The 13,967-nt window shown below is 39.1% G+C and carries 17 protein-coding genes; 9 read left to right on the forward strand and 8 right to left on the reverse strand.

Features of this window, described 5'->3' with window-relative positions:
• Window positions 1–169: 169 nt before the first annotated feature.
• Window positions 170–382 carry a hypothetical protein gene (locus JOC48_RS02115; RefSeq protein WP_204497404.1) on the reverse strand — a complete coding sequence of 71 codons (213 nt, stop codon included), beginning with the start codon at window positions 380–382 and terminating at the stop codon, window positions 170–172.
• 143 nt (window positions 383–525) lie between these two features.
• Between JOC48_RS02115 and JOC48_RS02120 the strand changes: the two genes are divergently transcribed.
• The 5 genes from JOC48_RS02120 to JOC48_RS02140 all read left to right on the forward strand — a co-directional run bounded on the left by JOC48_RS02120 (window position 526) and on the right by JOC48_RS02140 (window position 4,574).
• The gene (locus tag JOC48_RS02120) at window positions 526–1,620 is read left to right on the forward strand and encodes a sensor histidine kinase (protein WP_239584134.1); all 1,095 of its coding nucleotides are present in this window, start codon (window positions 526–528) and stop codon (window positions 1,618–1,620) included.
• The gene (locus JOC48_RS02125) at window positions 1,610–2,245 is read left to right on the forward strand and encodes a response regulator transcription factor (protein WP_275580687.1); all 636 of its coding nucleotides are present in this window, start codon (window positions 1,610–1,612) and stop codon (window positions 2,243–2,245) included. The genes JOC48_RS02120 and JOC48_RS02125 overlap by 11 nt, the downstream gene beginning before the upstream one ends.
• Before the next feature lie 131 nt (window positions 2,246–2,376).
• A complete protein-coding gene (locus JOC48_RS02130) occupies window positions 2,377–2,574 on the forward strand; it encodes a DUF2281 domain-containing protein (protein WP_204497405.1) in 198 nt (65 codons plus the stop codon).
• Entirely contained in the window at window positions 2,549–2,902 is a 354-nt protein-coding gene (locus JOC48_RS02135) for a type II toxin-antitoxin system PemK/MazF family toxin (RefSeq protein WP_239584135.1), read from the forward strand. Before JOC48_RS02130 ends, JOC48_RS02135 begins: the two co-directional genes overlap by 26 nt.
• Before the next feature lie 157 nt (window positions 2,903–3,059).
• A complete protein-coding gene (locus JOC48_RS02140; protein ID WP_204497406.1) occupies window positions 3,060–4,574 on the forward strand; it encodes a vWA domain-containing protein in 1,515 nt (504 codons plus the stop codon).
• A 235-nt stretch (window positions 4,575–4,809) separates the two neighbouring features.
• Here the strand turns inward: JOC48_RS02140 and JOC48_RS02145 are convergent, their stop codons facing one another.
• Window positions 4,810–5,193, reverse strand: coding sequence for a VOC family protein (locus JOC48_RS02145; RefSeq protein ID WP_204497407.1), 384 nt, complete (start codon window positions 5,191–5,193; stop codon window positions 4,810–4,812).
• A 263-nt stretch (window positions 5,194–5,456) separates the two neighbouring features.
• On the opposite strand from JOC48_RS02145, the gene JOC48_RS02150 reads away from it, so the two are divergent.
• From JOC48_RS02150 to JOC48_RS21440, 4 genes are all read left to right on the forward strand, one after another.
• Entirely contained in the window at window positions 5,457–6,389 is a 933-nt protein-coding gene (locus JOC48_RS02150) for an ABC transporter ATP-binding protein (RefSeq protein WP_204497408.1), read from the forward strand.
• Window positions 6,390–6,402: 13 nt separating this feature from the next.
• Window positions 6,403–7,665: an ABC transporter permease gene (locus JOC48_RS02155; protein ID WP_204497409.1), complete on the forward strand. Its 1,263-nt coding sequence runs from the start codon at window positions 6,403–6,405 to the stop codon at window positions 7,663–7,665.
• A complete protein-coding gene (locus tag JOC48_RS02160; protein WP_204497410.1) occupies window positions 7,662–8,750 on the forward strand; it encodes an ABC transporter permease in 1,089 nt (362 codons plus the stop codon). Before JOC48_RS02155 ends, JOC48_RS02160 begins: the two co-directional genes overlap by 4 nt.
• A gap of 193 nt (window positions 8,751–8,943) precedes the next feature.
• Complete coding sequence (locus JOC48_RS21440; protein WP_275580688.1) at window positions 8,944–9,072, forward strand: hypothetical protein; 129 nt, start codon at window positions 8,944–8,946, stop codon at window positions 9,070–9,072.
• Here the strand turns inward: JOC48_RS21440 and sda are convergent.
• From sda to JOC48_RS02190, 6 genes are all read right to left on the reverse strand, one after another.
• The gene (gene sda / locus JOC48_RS02165; RefSeq protein WP_338024217.1) at window positions 9,069–9,212 is read right to left on the reverse strand and encodes a sporulation histidine kinase inhibitor Sda; all 144 of its coding nucleotides are present in this window, start codon (window positions 9,210–9,212) and stop codon (window positions 9,069–9,071) included. The genes JOC48_RS21440 and sda overlap by 4 nt on opposite strands.
• Window positions 9,213–9,453: 241 nt before the next feature.
• Window positions 9,454–10,179 (reverse strand): glucosamine-6-phosphate deaminase, encoded by a 726-nt coding sequence (gene nagB / locus JOC48_RS02170; protein WP_204497412.1) that lies wholly within the window; start codon window positions 10,177–10,179, stop codon window positions 9,454–9,456.
• A gap of 68 nt (window positions 10,180–10,247) precedes the next feature.
• Window positions 10,248–10,892 carry a bifunctional 2-keto-4-hydroxyglutarate aldolase/2-keto-3-deoxy-6-phosphogluconate aldolase gene (locus JOC48_RS02175; RefSeq protein WP_204497413.1) on the reverse strand — a complete coding sequence of 215 codons (645 nt, stop codon included), beginning with the start codon at window positions 10,890–10,892 and terminating at the stop codon, window positions 10,248–10,250.
• Between the two features lie 33 nt (window positions 10,893–10,925).
• Entirely contained in the window at window positions 10,926–11,966 is a 1,041-nt protein-coding gene (locus JOC48_RS02180) for a zinc-dependent alcohol dehydrogenase (protein ID WP_204497414.1), read from the reverse strand.
• 35 nt (window positions 11,967–12,001) lie between these two features.
• A complete protein-coding gene (locus tag JOC48_RS02185; protein ID WP_204497415.1) occupies window positions 12,002–12,952 on the reverse strand; it encodes a shikimate dehydrogenase family protein in 951 nt (316 codons plus the stop codon).
• An 11-nt stretch (window positions 12,953–12,963) separates the two neighbouring features.
• Window positions 12,964–13,929 carry a phosphotriesterase family protein gene (locus JOC48_RS02190; protein WP_204497416.1) on the reverse strand — a complete coding sequence of 322 codons (966 nt, stop codon included), beginning with the start codon at window positions 13,927–13,929 and terminating at the stop codon, window positions 12,964–12,966.
• Window positions 13,930–13,967: the final 38 nt, after the last annotated feature.

The following is a 13,967-nucleotide window of genomic DNA, read 5'->3' on the forward strand; positions in this document are numbered from 1 at the left end:
AATGTAAACTCAAAATAAGTTAGTTTAAATATCTTATATTGCTTTTTATCGTTGAAAACCTTGTAACACTTTTACACAAAAATATGGACTTGACTCGCTAGAATGAGAGTAAATCCAGATTCCGTGCGCATAAACGGCGCTAGAGTGAGAGTAAATCCAGCATCCCCGCTCATATCCCCGCTTGAATGACAGTAAATCCTGAATCCCCGCGCATAACCCCTGCTAGAGTGAAAATAAATTCCGGATTCGTGCGCATAAACGGCGCTAGAATGAGAGTAAATCTCGAATCCCCGCGCATAACCCCTGCTAGAATGAGAATAAATTCCGAATCCGTGCGCATAAACGCTGCTTGAATGAGAGTAAATCCTGAATCCCCGCTCATATCCCCGCTTGAGTGAGAATAAATCCCGAATCCCCGCTCATATCCTCTGCTAGAATGAGAGTAAACCTCGATTCCTTGCGCATATATTGATGACAAGCATGTTCTCAATCGGTATGATAGATGTAGATAAAGGGGGGTTGTTGTTGGGGAGGTTTTTACCGCTTGCTATATTAAGTTTCATCGGGTTATTTCATGCTTATAGTCAGAAGCATTTTCCTTTTATCATCCTTTTATTAAGTTTGGTTTTCGTTTGCTATTTTCTTATTCCTGTCCTTAAGTGGCGATTGGCTTTATACATTGTGATGATTTTTCTTATATGGACAATCGATTATATCAACATTGGGCCGATCAATCTATTTTTACTACTAATCTGTCTTTACATTCATTTAGATACGCTGCATTGGCTAAGCACCATAGCATACCGGGTATTTACTGTTGTTAATTTTACCTTCCTTCATCTCGGTTTATACATAAACGAACAATTTCAGATAGAGTGGCTGGTGCTTTCGCTTATTCTTTTATATCCACTTCTAAAGCTACATGCGCTTATTCAGGAACGTCACGAACAACAGCATACATATGAAACTTTGTTAAGCGAATTTCGGAAAATGAAGCGATTAGCTCTCGAATCAGAACGTGGAGCCCGGTTGGAGGAGCGAACGAAAATTGCCCGTAACATTCATGATTCAGTTGGACATAAATTGACAGCACTATTGATGAAGCTGGAAATGCTTCGTCTCCAGGAGAGGAAAACCGAGTACGAGGAGCTAAAGCTACTGGCATCTGAAAGCTTAGAAGAAACGCGGCATGCGGTTCGGGCGCTGCAGCATGAAGAAAATGAAGGAATTGCTTCTGTTTTACAATTAATCCGCCAGCTAGAATCAGAGAGTCATATTCATTTAGATTTTACTTTTAAAAAAGGTGTATTATCGGCGAATCTTAGCAACAAGCAAAACGTAGCCTTGTATCGCGTCCTGCAAGAATCATTAACGAATGCGATGCGCCATGCCCATTCACGCGAGGTAAAAGTTGTACTTGCTTTAAATGCGATTCGAAATCTGGAGTTTACGGTTGAAAATAAGATATATGAACAGAAGCAGCTAACATGGGGGTTTGGTTTAACCAATATGAAAAAACGCATCGAAGAATTGAATGGCATGCTGAACGTTTATCAACAGGATAACCGCTTCGTTGTATCAGGCTATCTTCCATTGGAGGGAAAAGAAATTGAGTTATAGCATTTTATTAGCTGAGGATCAGACGATTGTTCGAAATGGTTTAAAAATGATGATTGAGCAGGATCCGGAATTCCAAGTTGTCGCAGAAGCTGAAAATGGCGAGCAGGCAATTAAACAGATGGAACAGCGCCTGATTGATATCGTCATTATGGATATCCGAATGCCGATAATAAACGGGATTGAGGCTACTCGGAAAATAAAAGAACGATGGAAGCATGTTCACGTATTAATTTTAACGACATTTAATGATGATGAATACGCAGTTCAGGCGCTTCGTGAAGGTGCAGATGGATTTTTGCTGAAATCCGCTGATGCCGATAAGTTAATCAAAGCCATCCATAGCTGCTTGAACGGCGGAATCGCGATTCATGAGGAAGTAGCTGCCAAAGTGATGCCACGGCTGTTGAAGAAATCAACCCATGAGCCAAAAAATTTCGCCCTATCCCCTCGGGAGCTCGCGATTACACAGTTAGTCGGTGAAGGGAAAACAAACAAGGAGATTTCTGACCAGCTATACATTTCCATCGGTACAGTTAAAAATCATATTACGCAAATTCTACATAAATTAGCGCTTAGGGATCGAACACAGCTGGCGATTTTTGCCGTAAAAAATGATTTGGCCTAGTGTTTCAGAAAGCTTTGGAGTAAATACTGTGTAGGGGGTTTAGTACCATTTGCATCGGTAAAATGTTAAACTCAAAGGAAACAATACATGATATAATATAATAAACTATTTACGGAAGAGGTGAACGCATCATGAATACAGCTAAAGAGCGTTTGCTTAAAATTATTGATGAAATACCTGAGCAAGAAGTGGATAAAATTTTGGATTTTGCAGAGTATTTAAAAGCAAAAAAAGAAAAAGACTTGTCTAAGGATTTAACAAAAGCAAGTGAAAGTAGTTTAGATTTTTGGGATAATGACATAGATGACGAGATTTGGAATGATGTATAAACAGGGTGACATTGTTTTAATACCTGTTCCGTTCAGTGATTTAACAAATAGAAAGCAACGACCTGTTCTTGTTATTTCAAGCGATAGTTATAATGAAATGACTGAAGATATAGTTGTTTTAGCTATTACTTCACAATTAAGAAATCTTGATTATTCAGTGGTAATTGAATCAACAGATTTAAAAGACGGTGAACTTAAAGTTGCATCAGCAATTAGAGGAGATAAAATATACACACTATCCAAAGGTATTGTCAGAAAAAAGTTTGGACAAGTCCATTCAAAAGTTTTAGAAAATATTCGAGCTAAAGTAAACGATCTAATGAAATGACTTATAAAAAAGGGCTGAAAATAGTCCTTCTTTGTTAGAAAATCAATAAAGTTAAAGGATAGCTATTATCGATCAAGAAAAACGCTTTGTGAAATTGTAAAAATTTTGTAACTCCTTTCCCCCTCTTTTCGACCAATCCAGAAAAGGGGGCATTTTTATGCGAAATTTTCTTGTTGTATTTCTTGGCCTGCTGTTACTTTTCTTCGCTGCGTGTAAAAGTGGGAATGAGGATTCAGCTAGCGAAGATCAAGCAAACGATTCGGCCGCAAGTACAGATCAGTCGTCCATGGAAATGGAAACAGTGGATAGAGCCATCCAGCCTGCACCACCAAATGGGGCAGATTATGATACCATGTTTTTTGAAGAATATGGAACAAACCCTTTTGTTTCTACGGATGATGATACGTTATCGACTTTTGCAATGGATGTAGATACAGGGTCCTATTCCGTGATGCGGAACTATATAAAGAGAGGAACACTTCCGCCGGATGAGGCCATACGAGTAGAAGAGTTTGTGAATTACTTTAAGACGAATTTGCAAGCACCAACAACAGATACGTTTGCCATCCATGTAGATGGTGGCAAGTCGTCATTTGGCGAGGGCTATCATCTGTTACGGGTTGGTATAAAAGGGAAAGAGATTGAAGTGGAGGACAGAAAAAATGCGAATTTAACTTTTGTCATTGATGTTTCAGGTTCCATGAATCGGGAGAATCGATTAGGGTTGGTGAAGAAAAGCTTAAAAGTACTAGTCGATGAACTACAGCCGGCAGATCAAGTAGGGATCGTTGTTTACGGTTCACGAGGCCGAGTCGTTTTAAACCCAACAAGTATAGATGAAAAGGATAGAATTATGGATGCGATTGAAGAACTGCAACCTGAAGGCTCTACGAATGCAGAAGAAGGGCTTACATTAGGGTACGAATTAGCACGTGAGTATTTTACAGAGGATGCAATTAATCGTGTCGTTTTAGTTTCAGATGGTGTTGCCAATGTAGGTGAAACAGGGCACGAGCAAATTTTGAACAATATTAAAGACTATGCGAAAAAGGATATTACATTAAGTACATTTGGCTTTGGGATGGGAAATTATAATGATGTTTTAATGGAACAGCTCGCTAATAACGGTGACGGAAATTACGCATACATTGACAGTTTTTCGGAAGCTAGAAGAATATTTATGGAGGAGTTAACAGGGACACTCCAAACGATAGCAAAGGATGCAAAAATTCAAGTAGAATTTGATCCAGAAAAAGTCGATCGGTATCGTCTATTAGGTTATGAGAACCGTGATGTGCGAGACGAGGATTTTAGAAATGATTCGGTTGACGGTGGAGAAGTTGGTGCGGGTCATACCGTGACTGCCCTCTATGAAGTGAAAGTAAAAGAAGACACTGATGCGCTTGGAGAAGTACGGTTAAGATATTTAAATGAAGAAACACAAGAAGTCGAGGAAGTTCAAAGCGCATTATCATTTGAAGGTGACAGTCTTCCTGAGGATCTCCTGTTTTTATCTGCTGTTGCCGAGTTTGCAGAAATCTTAGGCGGAAGCTACTGGGCAAAAGAGAGTAGTTTGGAATCGGTATTAGAGCTTGCTGAATCCTCGGCTCAACGTGAAGAGCACTATGCGTTTGTTGAGCTTGTTAAGGATACGATTGCATTGCGACGGTAGTTGATGGATTTTAGTACGAGCGAATGCTGAGTCACAGCATTCGCTTTTTTAGTGCAGTAGGTGAATGGAAGAAAAACGATCATTACTTTATTGATTTGGCGGATTCTTTCCTTACGCTAATTGCACGGAATTTTCTTGTTTGAATCATGTTTTGGTAATTGCTCCCCCTTTAAAAGAGCCGATTTATTACGCACTTCTCAACAAGTCCTAACATTAGGACAGGATTAACAAAAAGTTACTTCTGCGCTATCTGAATAAGGTTGCCGCATGTATCGTTGAAGACAGCTATTGTGACTTCGCCCATTTCTGTCGGCTCCATCGTAAATTCCACACCTTTTTCCACTAATCGTTTATACTCTTTGTGAACATCTGCCACGCCAAACATGGTTGCTGGAATTCCATCGGCAAATAGCTTTTTTTGATATTCTTTGGCTGCTGGATGGGCATTCGGTTCGAGCAAAAGCTCGGTACCGTCTTGTTCATCTGGAGAAACAAGCGTTATCCACCTAAATTCTCCGGCGGGAACGTCCTGCTTTTTTACAAATCCCAGCGTTTCTGAATAAAACTCCAGTGCCTTATCTTGGTCTTCCACGAATATACTGGTAACAATGATTTTCATTCTGTTTTTGCCTCCTTTGATATTTTGCTCCGATTACAATGTGACTGTAATTATACAATAATTATGGCAGTATATGTGAATGACGGTGCGATTAAGGCTTTATTTTCATTCTGATAAACGGAACCCGTCACGACTAAAGCTCCCTCTTGTTTTGAAGCCTAACCATGACTTAGGTCATATATCCAATAAAAATTAGTGACTGGAGATACGTGGAAAAAAAATCAATTCACTATATGATAGATATAGCAAAGGGGGAATTTTCCATGTTAGAGGTTATTGATTTAAAAAAACAATTCAAGCACACCAAAGCGGTCGACGGTGTGAATCTTTTTATCGAACAAGGAGAAATCGTTGGTCTACTCGGGCCAAACGGTGCAGGCAAATCAACGACCATCTCCATTATGTCATCCTTGACCAAACCATCGGACGGGGATGTACGTTTTTACAACGAGAGTATTATTCAACGGCCACAGCAGTTACGAGAACAGCTTGGAGTCGTGCCGCAGGAAATCGCACTTTACTTAAATTTAACCGCAAGAGAAAATCTATTATTTTTCGGCAAGGTTTACCGAATTGATAAAAAGCAGCTAGAAAAAAAGATTGATGAAGTACTAGAGATTATCGGATTAGTAGAAAAACAACATGAGCTCGTTAAAACTTTTTCCGGCGGGATGAAACGACGGCTGAATATCGGGGTTGCTCTCCTCCATCAACCATCACTCGTGTTCATGGATGAGCCAACGGTTGGGATTGATCCGCAATCCAGAAATTATATTTTAGACACGGTAAAACGATTGAATAAGGAAAGCAACACGACGATTTTATATACGAGTCACTACATGGAGGAAGTCGAGTATTTATGTGATCGGATTTACATCATGGATCAAGGACATATCATCGCTGCAGGCTCCAAGGAGGAAATCAAAAATATTTTGTCAGCCGAGCAAACGTTTGTCGTGGAAACAGCTGCCGACCATGATGATTTCATCGAAAAATTAGAAGCAAATCCTTCTGTTCGCCAGTTAAAGGTGCAGGAAACGACAGTAACGATACTCATACCAAATGAAGTGGAATTTTTTCAGACGATCATTCAGCTAGCCCAGCAGACCGGTACCGAGTTGAAATCTGTTCAAGTGCAAAAGCCATCACTTGAAGATGTATTCCTTCATTTGACTGGTCGAGCGCTGCGCGATTAAGGAGGCAGCTGCTATGATTTTAAATCTTATACTGAAACAATTGCGATTAATCATTCGTGACCGTCAGCATATTGCATTGCTGTTAGCTATGCCATTGGTACTCATTTTCATTATTAAATTTGCGATTGCCGATATGATGAATCAACAGGCACCTGACATCCAGGCGACAATCGCTATTGCAGAGCATTCTAATGAAGAAGCTGACCTCCAAAACGTCATCGAAGAGCTGATGGAGTTACCAATGTCTGAGGAAAATATGCAAGCTGTTGAAGCTGATATAGCTGCTTTTCAACCGATTGAAATTTTGAAGGAGCAAGTATTTGGCCATGAAGATGTAAAAGAAATGTTCACTATAGAAGAAATTACTCCTGATACGATTGAGCAGGCAAAAGAAGACGAATCCTATGCTGCTATTATCGAGGTGCCGGAGAGCTTTAGCTATGATTTATTAAAAAGTATCATTTCGGATGAAAACGATCAACCTCAATTAACCTTATATGTCAATCAAAGCGAGGAATTAGTCCCTAATATTATCAACGATTTATTGCTGACCTATGAGGAGCAAATGAAAATAAATACCGTCCTCGGGCAACATGGCTTATCGGAGCTGGTAGTTACAACGGAGGACATTCAAGGAGAAATTCGTTCCATTTCAAAGGTTGAGCCGATTTCTGGGACGATGTACTACGTTGTAGGGATGAGTGTCATGTTTGTTTTATTCATCGCAGCAACGATGGGATCGTATGCCTATGAGGAAAAACGAATACATGTGTTTGACCGGATTTTACTAGCGAATGTATCGCGTTGGATTTACTTCACTGGTACGTTTACTGCTAGTACGATTTTAGCACTTGTTCAATTATTTCTTTTGTATGGGTTTGCCGCCCTAATATTTGGGGTTACCTGGCCAAATATCGTGCAATTTTTAGTGATTACGTTGTGTTTGAGCTTTTCTGTTGGGGGGATTGCCTCCTTACTGACCGCCATCAATTTCCGGTTACAATCAGAGAACGCCTCTACTGTGTTTAGCAGTGCCATTGTTATGGTTTTCGCCTTTTTAGGTGGCAGCTTTTTTCCGGTTGGAAATTCGTCAGACCTTGTGAAGTTCATTGGCGATATGACCCCTAATGGAGCAGGGATGTCTGCTTATTTAACGAGTGCGCAAGGCTATGGATTTAGTGAAATTGGAAGCTATTTAATGTTTATGCTTATTTTTACGATCGTGATGCTAGTAGCAGCGATAGTTACCTTTCCAAAAAGGGGGCAGGAAGCATGAAGGGCATTTTTTACGCACAAATAAAATTATTCATTCGAAATCCATCGACATTTTTATTAATGACTGGAATCTCTGTGCTGTTTGCCTTTTTTTTAGGAAATGCAAACACTACCTATCAACCGTACGTTCCCGTTGTTTCGGAGTTGGGTGCGACTGATACAGAGCAAGTGCTCGACGACTTAACATCCTATGGCACACAGCGATATGAAGTAACCGATCAAGCAGCGTTAGAAAAATCTGTTCGGGAAGGTGATGCAGAAGCAGGACTCGTATTATATGAGGACCATTATGAGCTGGTGATTGCTTCGAAAACAGCAGCCTTTCCTGTATTGGAACAAAATATTCATCAGGCGTTCGGCAAATACTTACAGGAAAAACAACTGCACCAAGCAGCTGAGGTGGACAGTGAAGCAATCATCCAGCAAATAGAAGAACCAATGTTCACCGTAGATACTCAGTCGTTCTTCGGTGAGGATTCCTTTGTTTATGATGGGAATTTACAGGCTCTGTTTGGCTTTACGGTTTTCTTTGTCATTTATACGATTGCGTTTCATGTCATTCATATTTTAGTGGCGAAACAAGAAAAAATTTGGGACCGGTTCATTTTATCTCCAGCGAAAAAATGGGAAATGTATATTGGCATTTTGTCCTATGCATTTTTGTTAGGCTATATCCAAGTTGTTATCGTGTTTTGCTTTTTCAACTATGTGTTAGGAGTTGATTTCCATGGAGGGTTTGGAAAAACATTAGTACTTTTGATTCCGTATGTGTTAGCGATTGTCTCCCTTTCCGTACTCATTGCTGGGGCATCCAATTCAACCAAAACCTTTAACGCGATTATTCCGATTGTATCCGTAAGTATGGCAATGATCGGCGGTTCCTATTGGCCGATCGAAATCGTATCGAACAAATTCCTGCTTGCCCTTTCAAAGGTTGACCCAGTAACGTACATTATGGATGCACTAAAAATAGTCACGATTTACGGCCAACCCTTATCCGAAGCACTCTATCCCATCAGCATCATGCTACTCATGAGCGTCATCATGACTGGAATCGGAATTAACCTCATGGAACGAAAAAGCTGAAAAAGCATATAGGGGTCAGACCCCCTACGGGATAAGGGGTCTGACCCCTATGATAGGTATACCAATAAAAATACATCCTTACGATTTCGGATGTAGAATTTTTTAATTAAATTTCAAAAAACAATGGCATAAATCGACATAATAATTTATAATACCCATAAGAATACTCGGAATTTGCGATGGAGGTTTTATCTTGCAATCTTATCAAAACGACTTCTACCTTAAGCTCAAGGAAGAATTTGAAGTTTTGTTGAATCGAAAACTAACGGATAAGGAAAAGGAATTTCTTCTATGGCTTGCATCTAAAAAAGCACTATTCTAATTGACTAATTCTACCTCTATTTGTCTTCTACGAATTTCACCTAGAATTAATTGAATGAAATCTTTTTCTAACTCTAATGAAATCGCAGTATAATAAGACTCTAGTATCAAATCATCACTTAAATGAACTAAACTATTCACAGTTTCCATCCTTTATATTAAATTTACTTTTTTTATTATTAGTATAGTAGTATATTAACCCTAAAATTAGTTTGAAATCAAGGTAAATGACACATTTTTTTACAATTTTATTAGCAAATTGTTCCTAGATTGCCACAATACTTTTTAACTAATATATTTTGTTAGGTAGATTGGTTGTCATAACCAAAATTTTGATCACTCAAAAGAAGTAACCACTGTCTAAACGGTTACTTCTCTTTAGTTATAATAGCTTTGCTGAATCCTCATCCAGAAAAACTTCAACATTTGGATGTAGTTGTAAAAATGATCCGGGACATAGCGGGTTAATCGGGCCAGTAAAAGCTTTTTTTATCACTTCTGATTTCTGCTCCCCTTTTGCGATAAAAACTATTTTTTTCGCCTTTAAGATACTGCCAATTCCCATCGTGACCGCCTTTGTAGGTACCTGTTCAAAGGAAGGGAAATACTGTGAATTTACTTTCCTAGTATGCTCACTTAATTCCACAATGTGTGTACCTGCGTGAAGCGTTTCACCAGGTTCATTAAATCCTATATGACCATTTAAACCGATGCCTAGAATTTGAATATCCAACTGGCCTTCTCGTTCTAAAAGTTGGTCATACCTTTTGCATTCGTCATGTAAATTATCTGCACACCCATTCGGAATATAAATATGATTTTCTCTGAAATCCACATGCTGAAACAAGTGTTGATCCATAAAAGCATAAAAACTATGTGGATGCCCCCGATCCAAGCCAACATACTCGTCAAGATTATATGATGTTACTTGATCAAACGATACTAATCCTTCTTTATAAGCCTTAGATAGCTGAGCATACATACCAACAGGTGATTGTCCTGTTGCCAGACCTAGTTTGAAACTAGGCATATTATTTATTGACTGTATCACAACCTCCGAAGCAGCCTGATCAACATCTTGCTCTGATTGATAGATATGAATATTCATAGAAACAAACGCTCCTTTAAAACTTTGCTAAACCAGTAATGGCCAATCCACCATTCACAAATCAAAATCTATCCCTGTCTGGCCTCTTTAATCGCTCGACAAATGTTAGATGCCAACCTTGTTATCGTTCCATAGTCACCTTGTTTAGCGCTTGCCGTTAAACTGCCTCCCACCCCGACTGCCACTGCTCCGTTATTAATCCATTCTCCAACATTATCTGGACTAACTCCGCCAGTTGGCATCAGATTTGCTTGAGGAAGTGGACCTTTTATCGATTTAATCATCTTAGGACCAAATGCCTCACCCGGGAATAATTTTAAAAGATCTGCACCGAGTTCCATTGCTTCTACTGCACTTTCAATGGTCATCACCCCTGGCATGTAGGGGATTTGATAACGATTGCAAAGTTTCAGTGTATCTTTATCTAAATAGGGGCTAACGATATACTTTGCACCAGCTAACATGGCAATTCTTGCAGTCTCTGAATCTAATACGGTCCCCGCTCCTATGATAGCGTCTTCCCCATAGTGATTTGACAATTCTTCTATCAGGCGGGTGGCATTGGGAACAGTATAGGTAATCTCAATAGCAGCAGCTCCGCCTTCCAGACAGGCTTCTGTAATTTTTTTCGCTTCCGTTAACGTATCAGCCCGAACAACAACTACAAGTCCGGATTCAGTGATTTTGTTTAAAACTTCCCACTTGTTAAGCATGCAATCCAACCCTTTCACTTATTTACAGATAAATTAAAACTTAACAATGTACTTTTTAATACCTGACGCATGCTCAATTCTATGAAATGCATCTAATATATTCTCAAAATCAACAACCTCTGTAATAAACTCATTCAAATCTAAAACACCCATTTGAATCCAATTAATAATTTGATGATGTGCCTCTGATTCTTCCAGCTTAGAAGGGAATTGTAAAAATTGAAGATCCCAATTATAAGGGGCCTTGCTCCAATCTAAATCCATGCTTAGTTGGGGAGAAATACCATAACAGCAAATTTTCCCGTTATCTTTGACCATTTCCATTGATTCATTAATTAGTTTGTTGACACCAACCGCATCAAGGGCAAAGTCAACACCATCTTTACAAATCTTTCTAACTTCACTTACCACATCAACTTTTTGGTTATTAAAGGCATAATCAGCCCCAAAATCCAAGGCTTCTTGCACTTTAAGATCGCTTCTTACAGAAACAATAATGGGACCTAGCCCTAATAGTTTGGCAAACTTAATAAATGACAAGCCTACAGGACCCGCTCCATAAATGACTAAACTATTATTCTCTTTAAATCCAAATCTTTTACAGGCACTTAATACTTCTCTAAACGTAACAATCATTGCTGCACCAACAGGATCTATATCATCCGGGAGAACCTGCTGTGCATAATAGGCCTCTGAAAACCGGTCTGTTTCTGGACCAAATCCATCCTCCATCATTGCTTTCCCATCACTGACAACCGCGTACTCGGAATAAGCTCCCCATCCTGGGGTATATCCATCAACTTCCTGCTCTAAAAAAGGCAGTAGCACGAGGTCGCCAGCTTTTAAATATTTTACATTTTCTCCAGTTTCTACAACCCTTCCTACTCCTTCATGGCCAAGAATCGCTGGGTAAGTGTCAAAACCTTTAAATTCTCCATGAATGAGCTTTAAATCTGTACCTCTGCAAACACCACAGCTTTCCATTTTGACAAGCGCTTGGTATTCGTTAAATTCGGGGATTGGAAATTCTTTTATGGATAAAACACCTTTGGAATCAACGGTTAAGCTTTTCATTTTTTTCAAACCCACCTTTTACATACAAAATAAATTTAGGATTTATTCGTAACATAGTCGCTTGCAATCTGTTCTACTTTTGAAAGCTCCTTTTGATTAATCTCCATATGAAATACTTCTGAAATTACCTGTGTCCACCCATGTATAAAATACACCCAACCATCTTCCACATGTAAGTTTTTACTTTCTTTTTGGTTAAGTGCTTGGTGCATAAACAATAAATCGCCACGGTAATTCAATTCCCATACGAGGCTATTCTCAGGATAAGAGCAATTATTCGTTAATGGAGACCCTGGACGATCTTTTCCTAGCCCAGTTGCATTAACGATTAATGAATAAGGCTTGACTCTAGTAAGTATTTCATCATTGATAATCATATCATCTGCTAGGACATATTCAATTTCGACGTCTGTAGATATTTCATTAATAATTGATCGCATCGAATCCAGCCGTGGTTGACTTCGATTAGCAACATATATTTTGGACGGTCTATTATTTTTATTGGCACTTTCAATTAGATTGGAAGTGATTGCGATCGAGCTTCCGCCAGCTCCCATCAAGAAAGCCTCCCCGCCATGCTGCTCCCAAAAATTAGTTGGAATGAATGCTTGCATTGCCAAATGACTAGATATATGATCTTTTGCGTGTCCAACTAACTTTCCATCCTTTTTAGAAATACAGGAAAGTTCACCAAATAGACGAGCATATGGGTCTAATTCATCAAATAAATCCTTGGCAGCTTGATACAAATCAATTTTATGAGTTGTGACCAAGGCACCTAATGATAATTCATCATCTTTCAAGAATTGAACGACCTCTCGATAAACACTTGGATCTTCATGAATATTGATATCTATCCCCTTAATAACTGCATCGATATTTAGCTCTTTTGCCCATAACGGAAAAAGCTTCATAATTGATGACTGTGCTGTTGTTACACCTATAAAATAAAAGGTAGGTGTAGTTGCTTTTTCAAGTTTCACCATTATCCCTCCATTTAATTTTTAATCATAGATAGTGCGGAGCTTGGATTCCTTAGGGTTAACGTTTTAAGGCTTTCATGTGGGACACCTAACTTTTTTAGTCTTGGTAAAAACGATGTAAAAAGATAGCTTAGGCCAATTTCTCCATCATAAGTAAGGAGTCGAGCCCTTGTTGTATCTAAACTTAATAAAAGAGAGTTTAAATGTCCTTTATTAATCATGTGTAAAATTAAATGAGCTTCTGTTTCATCATCATGATAGTTAAAACGCCCAATCGTATCGTATTCTAAATACACACCAGCTTCAGCAATCTGCTCATGAAGCCGATAATCGTGATGCGTCCGATCTAAATGACATAGAATAACCCTACTTGCAGGTACTCCACGCCCCGTTATAAACTGAATAACTTCAAAGGGGTCTGACCCCTTTTCGATGTGAACCATAATGGGCGCACCTGTTTCTTTGGCCGCTTCTACGGCTGCTTCGAATTTAGGAATATAGTAATCTGTTAATCCATCTGCACCTACAGCTGTTTTTATCATTCCTGCTTTTGCTTTCACACGCGCGATCGGCAAGCTAAATTGGTTACCCCGGTACATTCCTTGTTGGAGTTCATCCAAAAATAACTGATACAATTGATCCGACGAACATGCGTGGATCCAATGCTCCGGCCAATAAAACATCGACTTATGGAAGCCAGTAGAAGCAACGATATGTACACCTGTTTTTTTAGAAATTTCCACTAAGGATGAAGCTACTCTTCCTGCTCCAACTGGTTGTGCATCGACAATTAAGCTGCCGCCATTTGCTTGAAATTCATCTACTTCCTTGATTGTTTTTTCTATATCATCTATGCACAGTGCTGGATTAACAGCTGAAGCATTTCCAGCTTCAATCATTAGATGCTCATGAGGTTGAATGTGTTTCAGATTCTTTGGATCGATCTGGCCTAAAACCGTTTGTATCCCCATTTCCATCATACATTCACATCCTAACTAAATCCTTATACTTGTTTAGA

It is taken from the genome of Aquibacillus albus (assembly GCF_016908325.1).
GTDB classification, from domain to species: domain Bacteria; phylum Bacillota; class Bacilli; order Bacillales; family Amphibacillaceae; genus Aquibacillus_A; species Aquibacillus_A albus.

Excerpts from the sequence above, each read along its gene's own strand:
- nagB (WP_204497412.1), bottom strand. The coding sequence starts at position 10,179 with ATGAATATTCATATCTATCAATCAGAGCAAGATGTTGATCAGGCTGCT.
- JOC48_RS02145 (WP_204497407.1), bottom strand. The coding sequence starts at position 5,193 with ATGAAAATCATTGTTACCAGTATATTCGTGGAAGACCAAGATAAGGCA.
- JOC48_RS02155 (WP_204497409.1), top strand. The coding sequence starts at position 6,403 with ATGATTTTAAATCTTATACTGAAACAATTGCGATTAATCATTCGTGAC.
- JOC48_RS02160 (WP_204497410.1), top strand. The coding sequence starts at position 7,662 with ATGAAGGGCATTTTTTACGCACAAATAAAATTATTCATTCGAAATCCA.
- JOC48_RS02130 (WP_204497405.1), top strand. The coding sequence starts at position 2,377 with ATGAATACAGCTAAAGAGCGTTTGCTTAAAATTATTGATGAAATACCT.
- JOC48_RS02140 (WP_204497406.1), top strand. The coding sequence starts at position 3,060 with ATGCGAAATTTTCTTGTTGTATTTCTTGGCCTGCTGTTACTTTTCTTC.
- JOC48_RS02175 (WP_204497413.1), bottom strand. The coding sequence starts at position 10,892 with ATGCTTAACAAGTGGGAAGTTTTAAACAAAATCACTGAATCCGGACTT.
- JOC48_RS02150 (WP_204497408.1), top strand. The coding sequence starts at position 5,457 with ATGTTAGAGGTTATTGATTTAAAAAAACAATTCAAGCACACCAAAGCG.
- JOC48_RS02135 (WP_239584135.1), top strand. The coding sequence starts at position 2,549 with ATGACGAGATTTGGAATGATGTATAAACAGGGTGACATTGTTTTAATA.
- JOC48_RS02190 (WP_204497416.1), bottom strand. The coding sequence starts at position 13,929 with ATGATGGAAATGGGGATACAAACGGTTTTAGGCCAGATCGATCCAAAG.
- JOC48_RS02115 (WP_204497404.1), bottom strand. The coding sequence starts at position 382 with ATGAGCGGGGATTCAGGATTTACTCTCATTCAAGCAGCGTTTATGCGC.
- JOC48_RS02185 (WP_204497415.1), bottom strand. The coding sequence starts at position 12,952 with ATGGTGAAACTTGAAAAAGCAACTACACCTACCTTTTATTTTATAGGT.
- JOC48_RS02180 (WP_204497414.1), bottom strand. The coding sequence starts at position 11,966 with ATGAAAAGCTTAACCGTTGATTCCAAAGGTGTTTTATCCATAAAAGAA.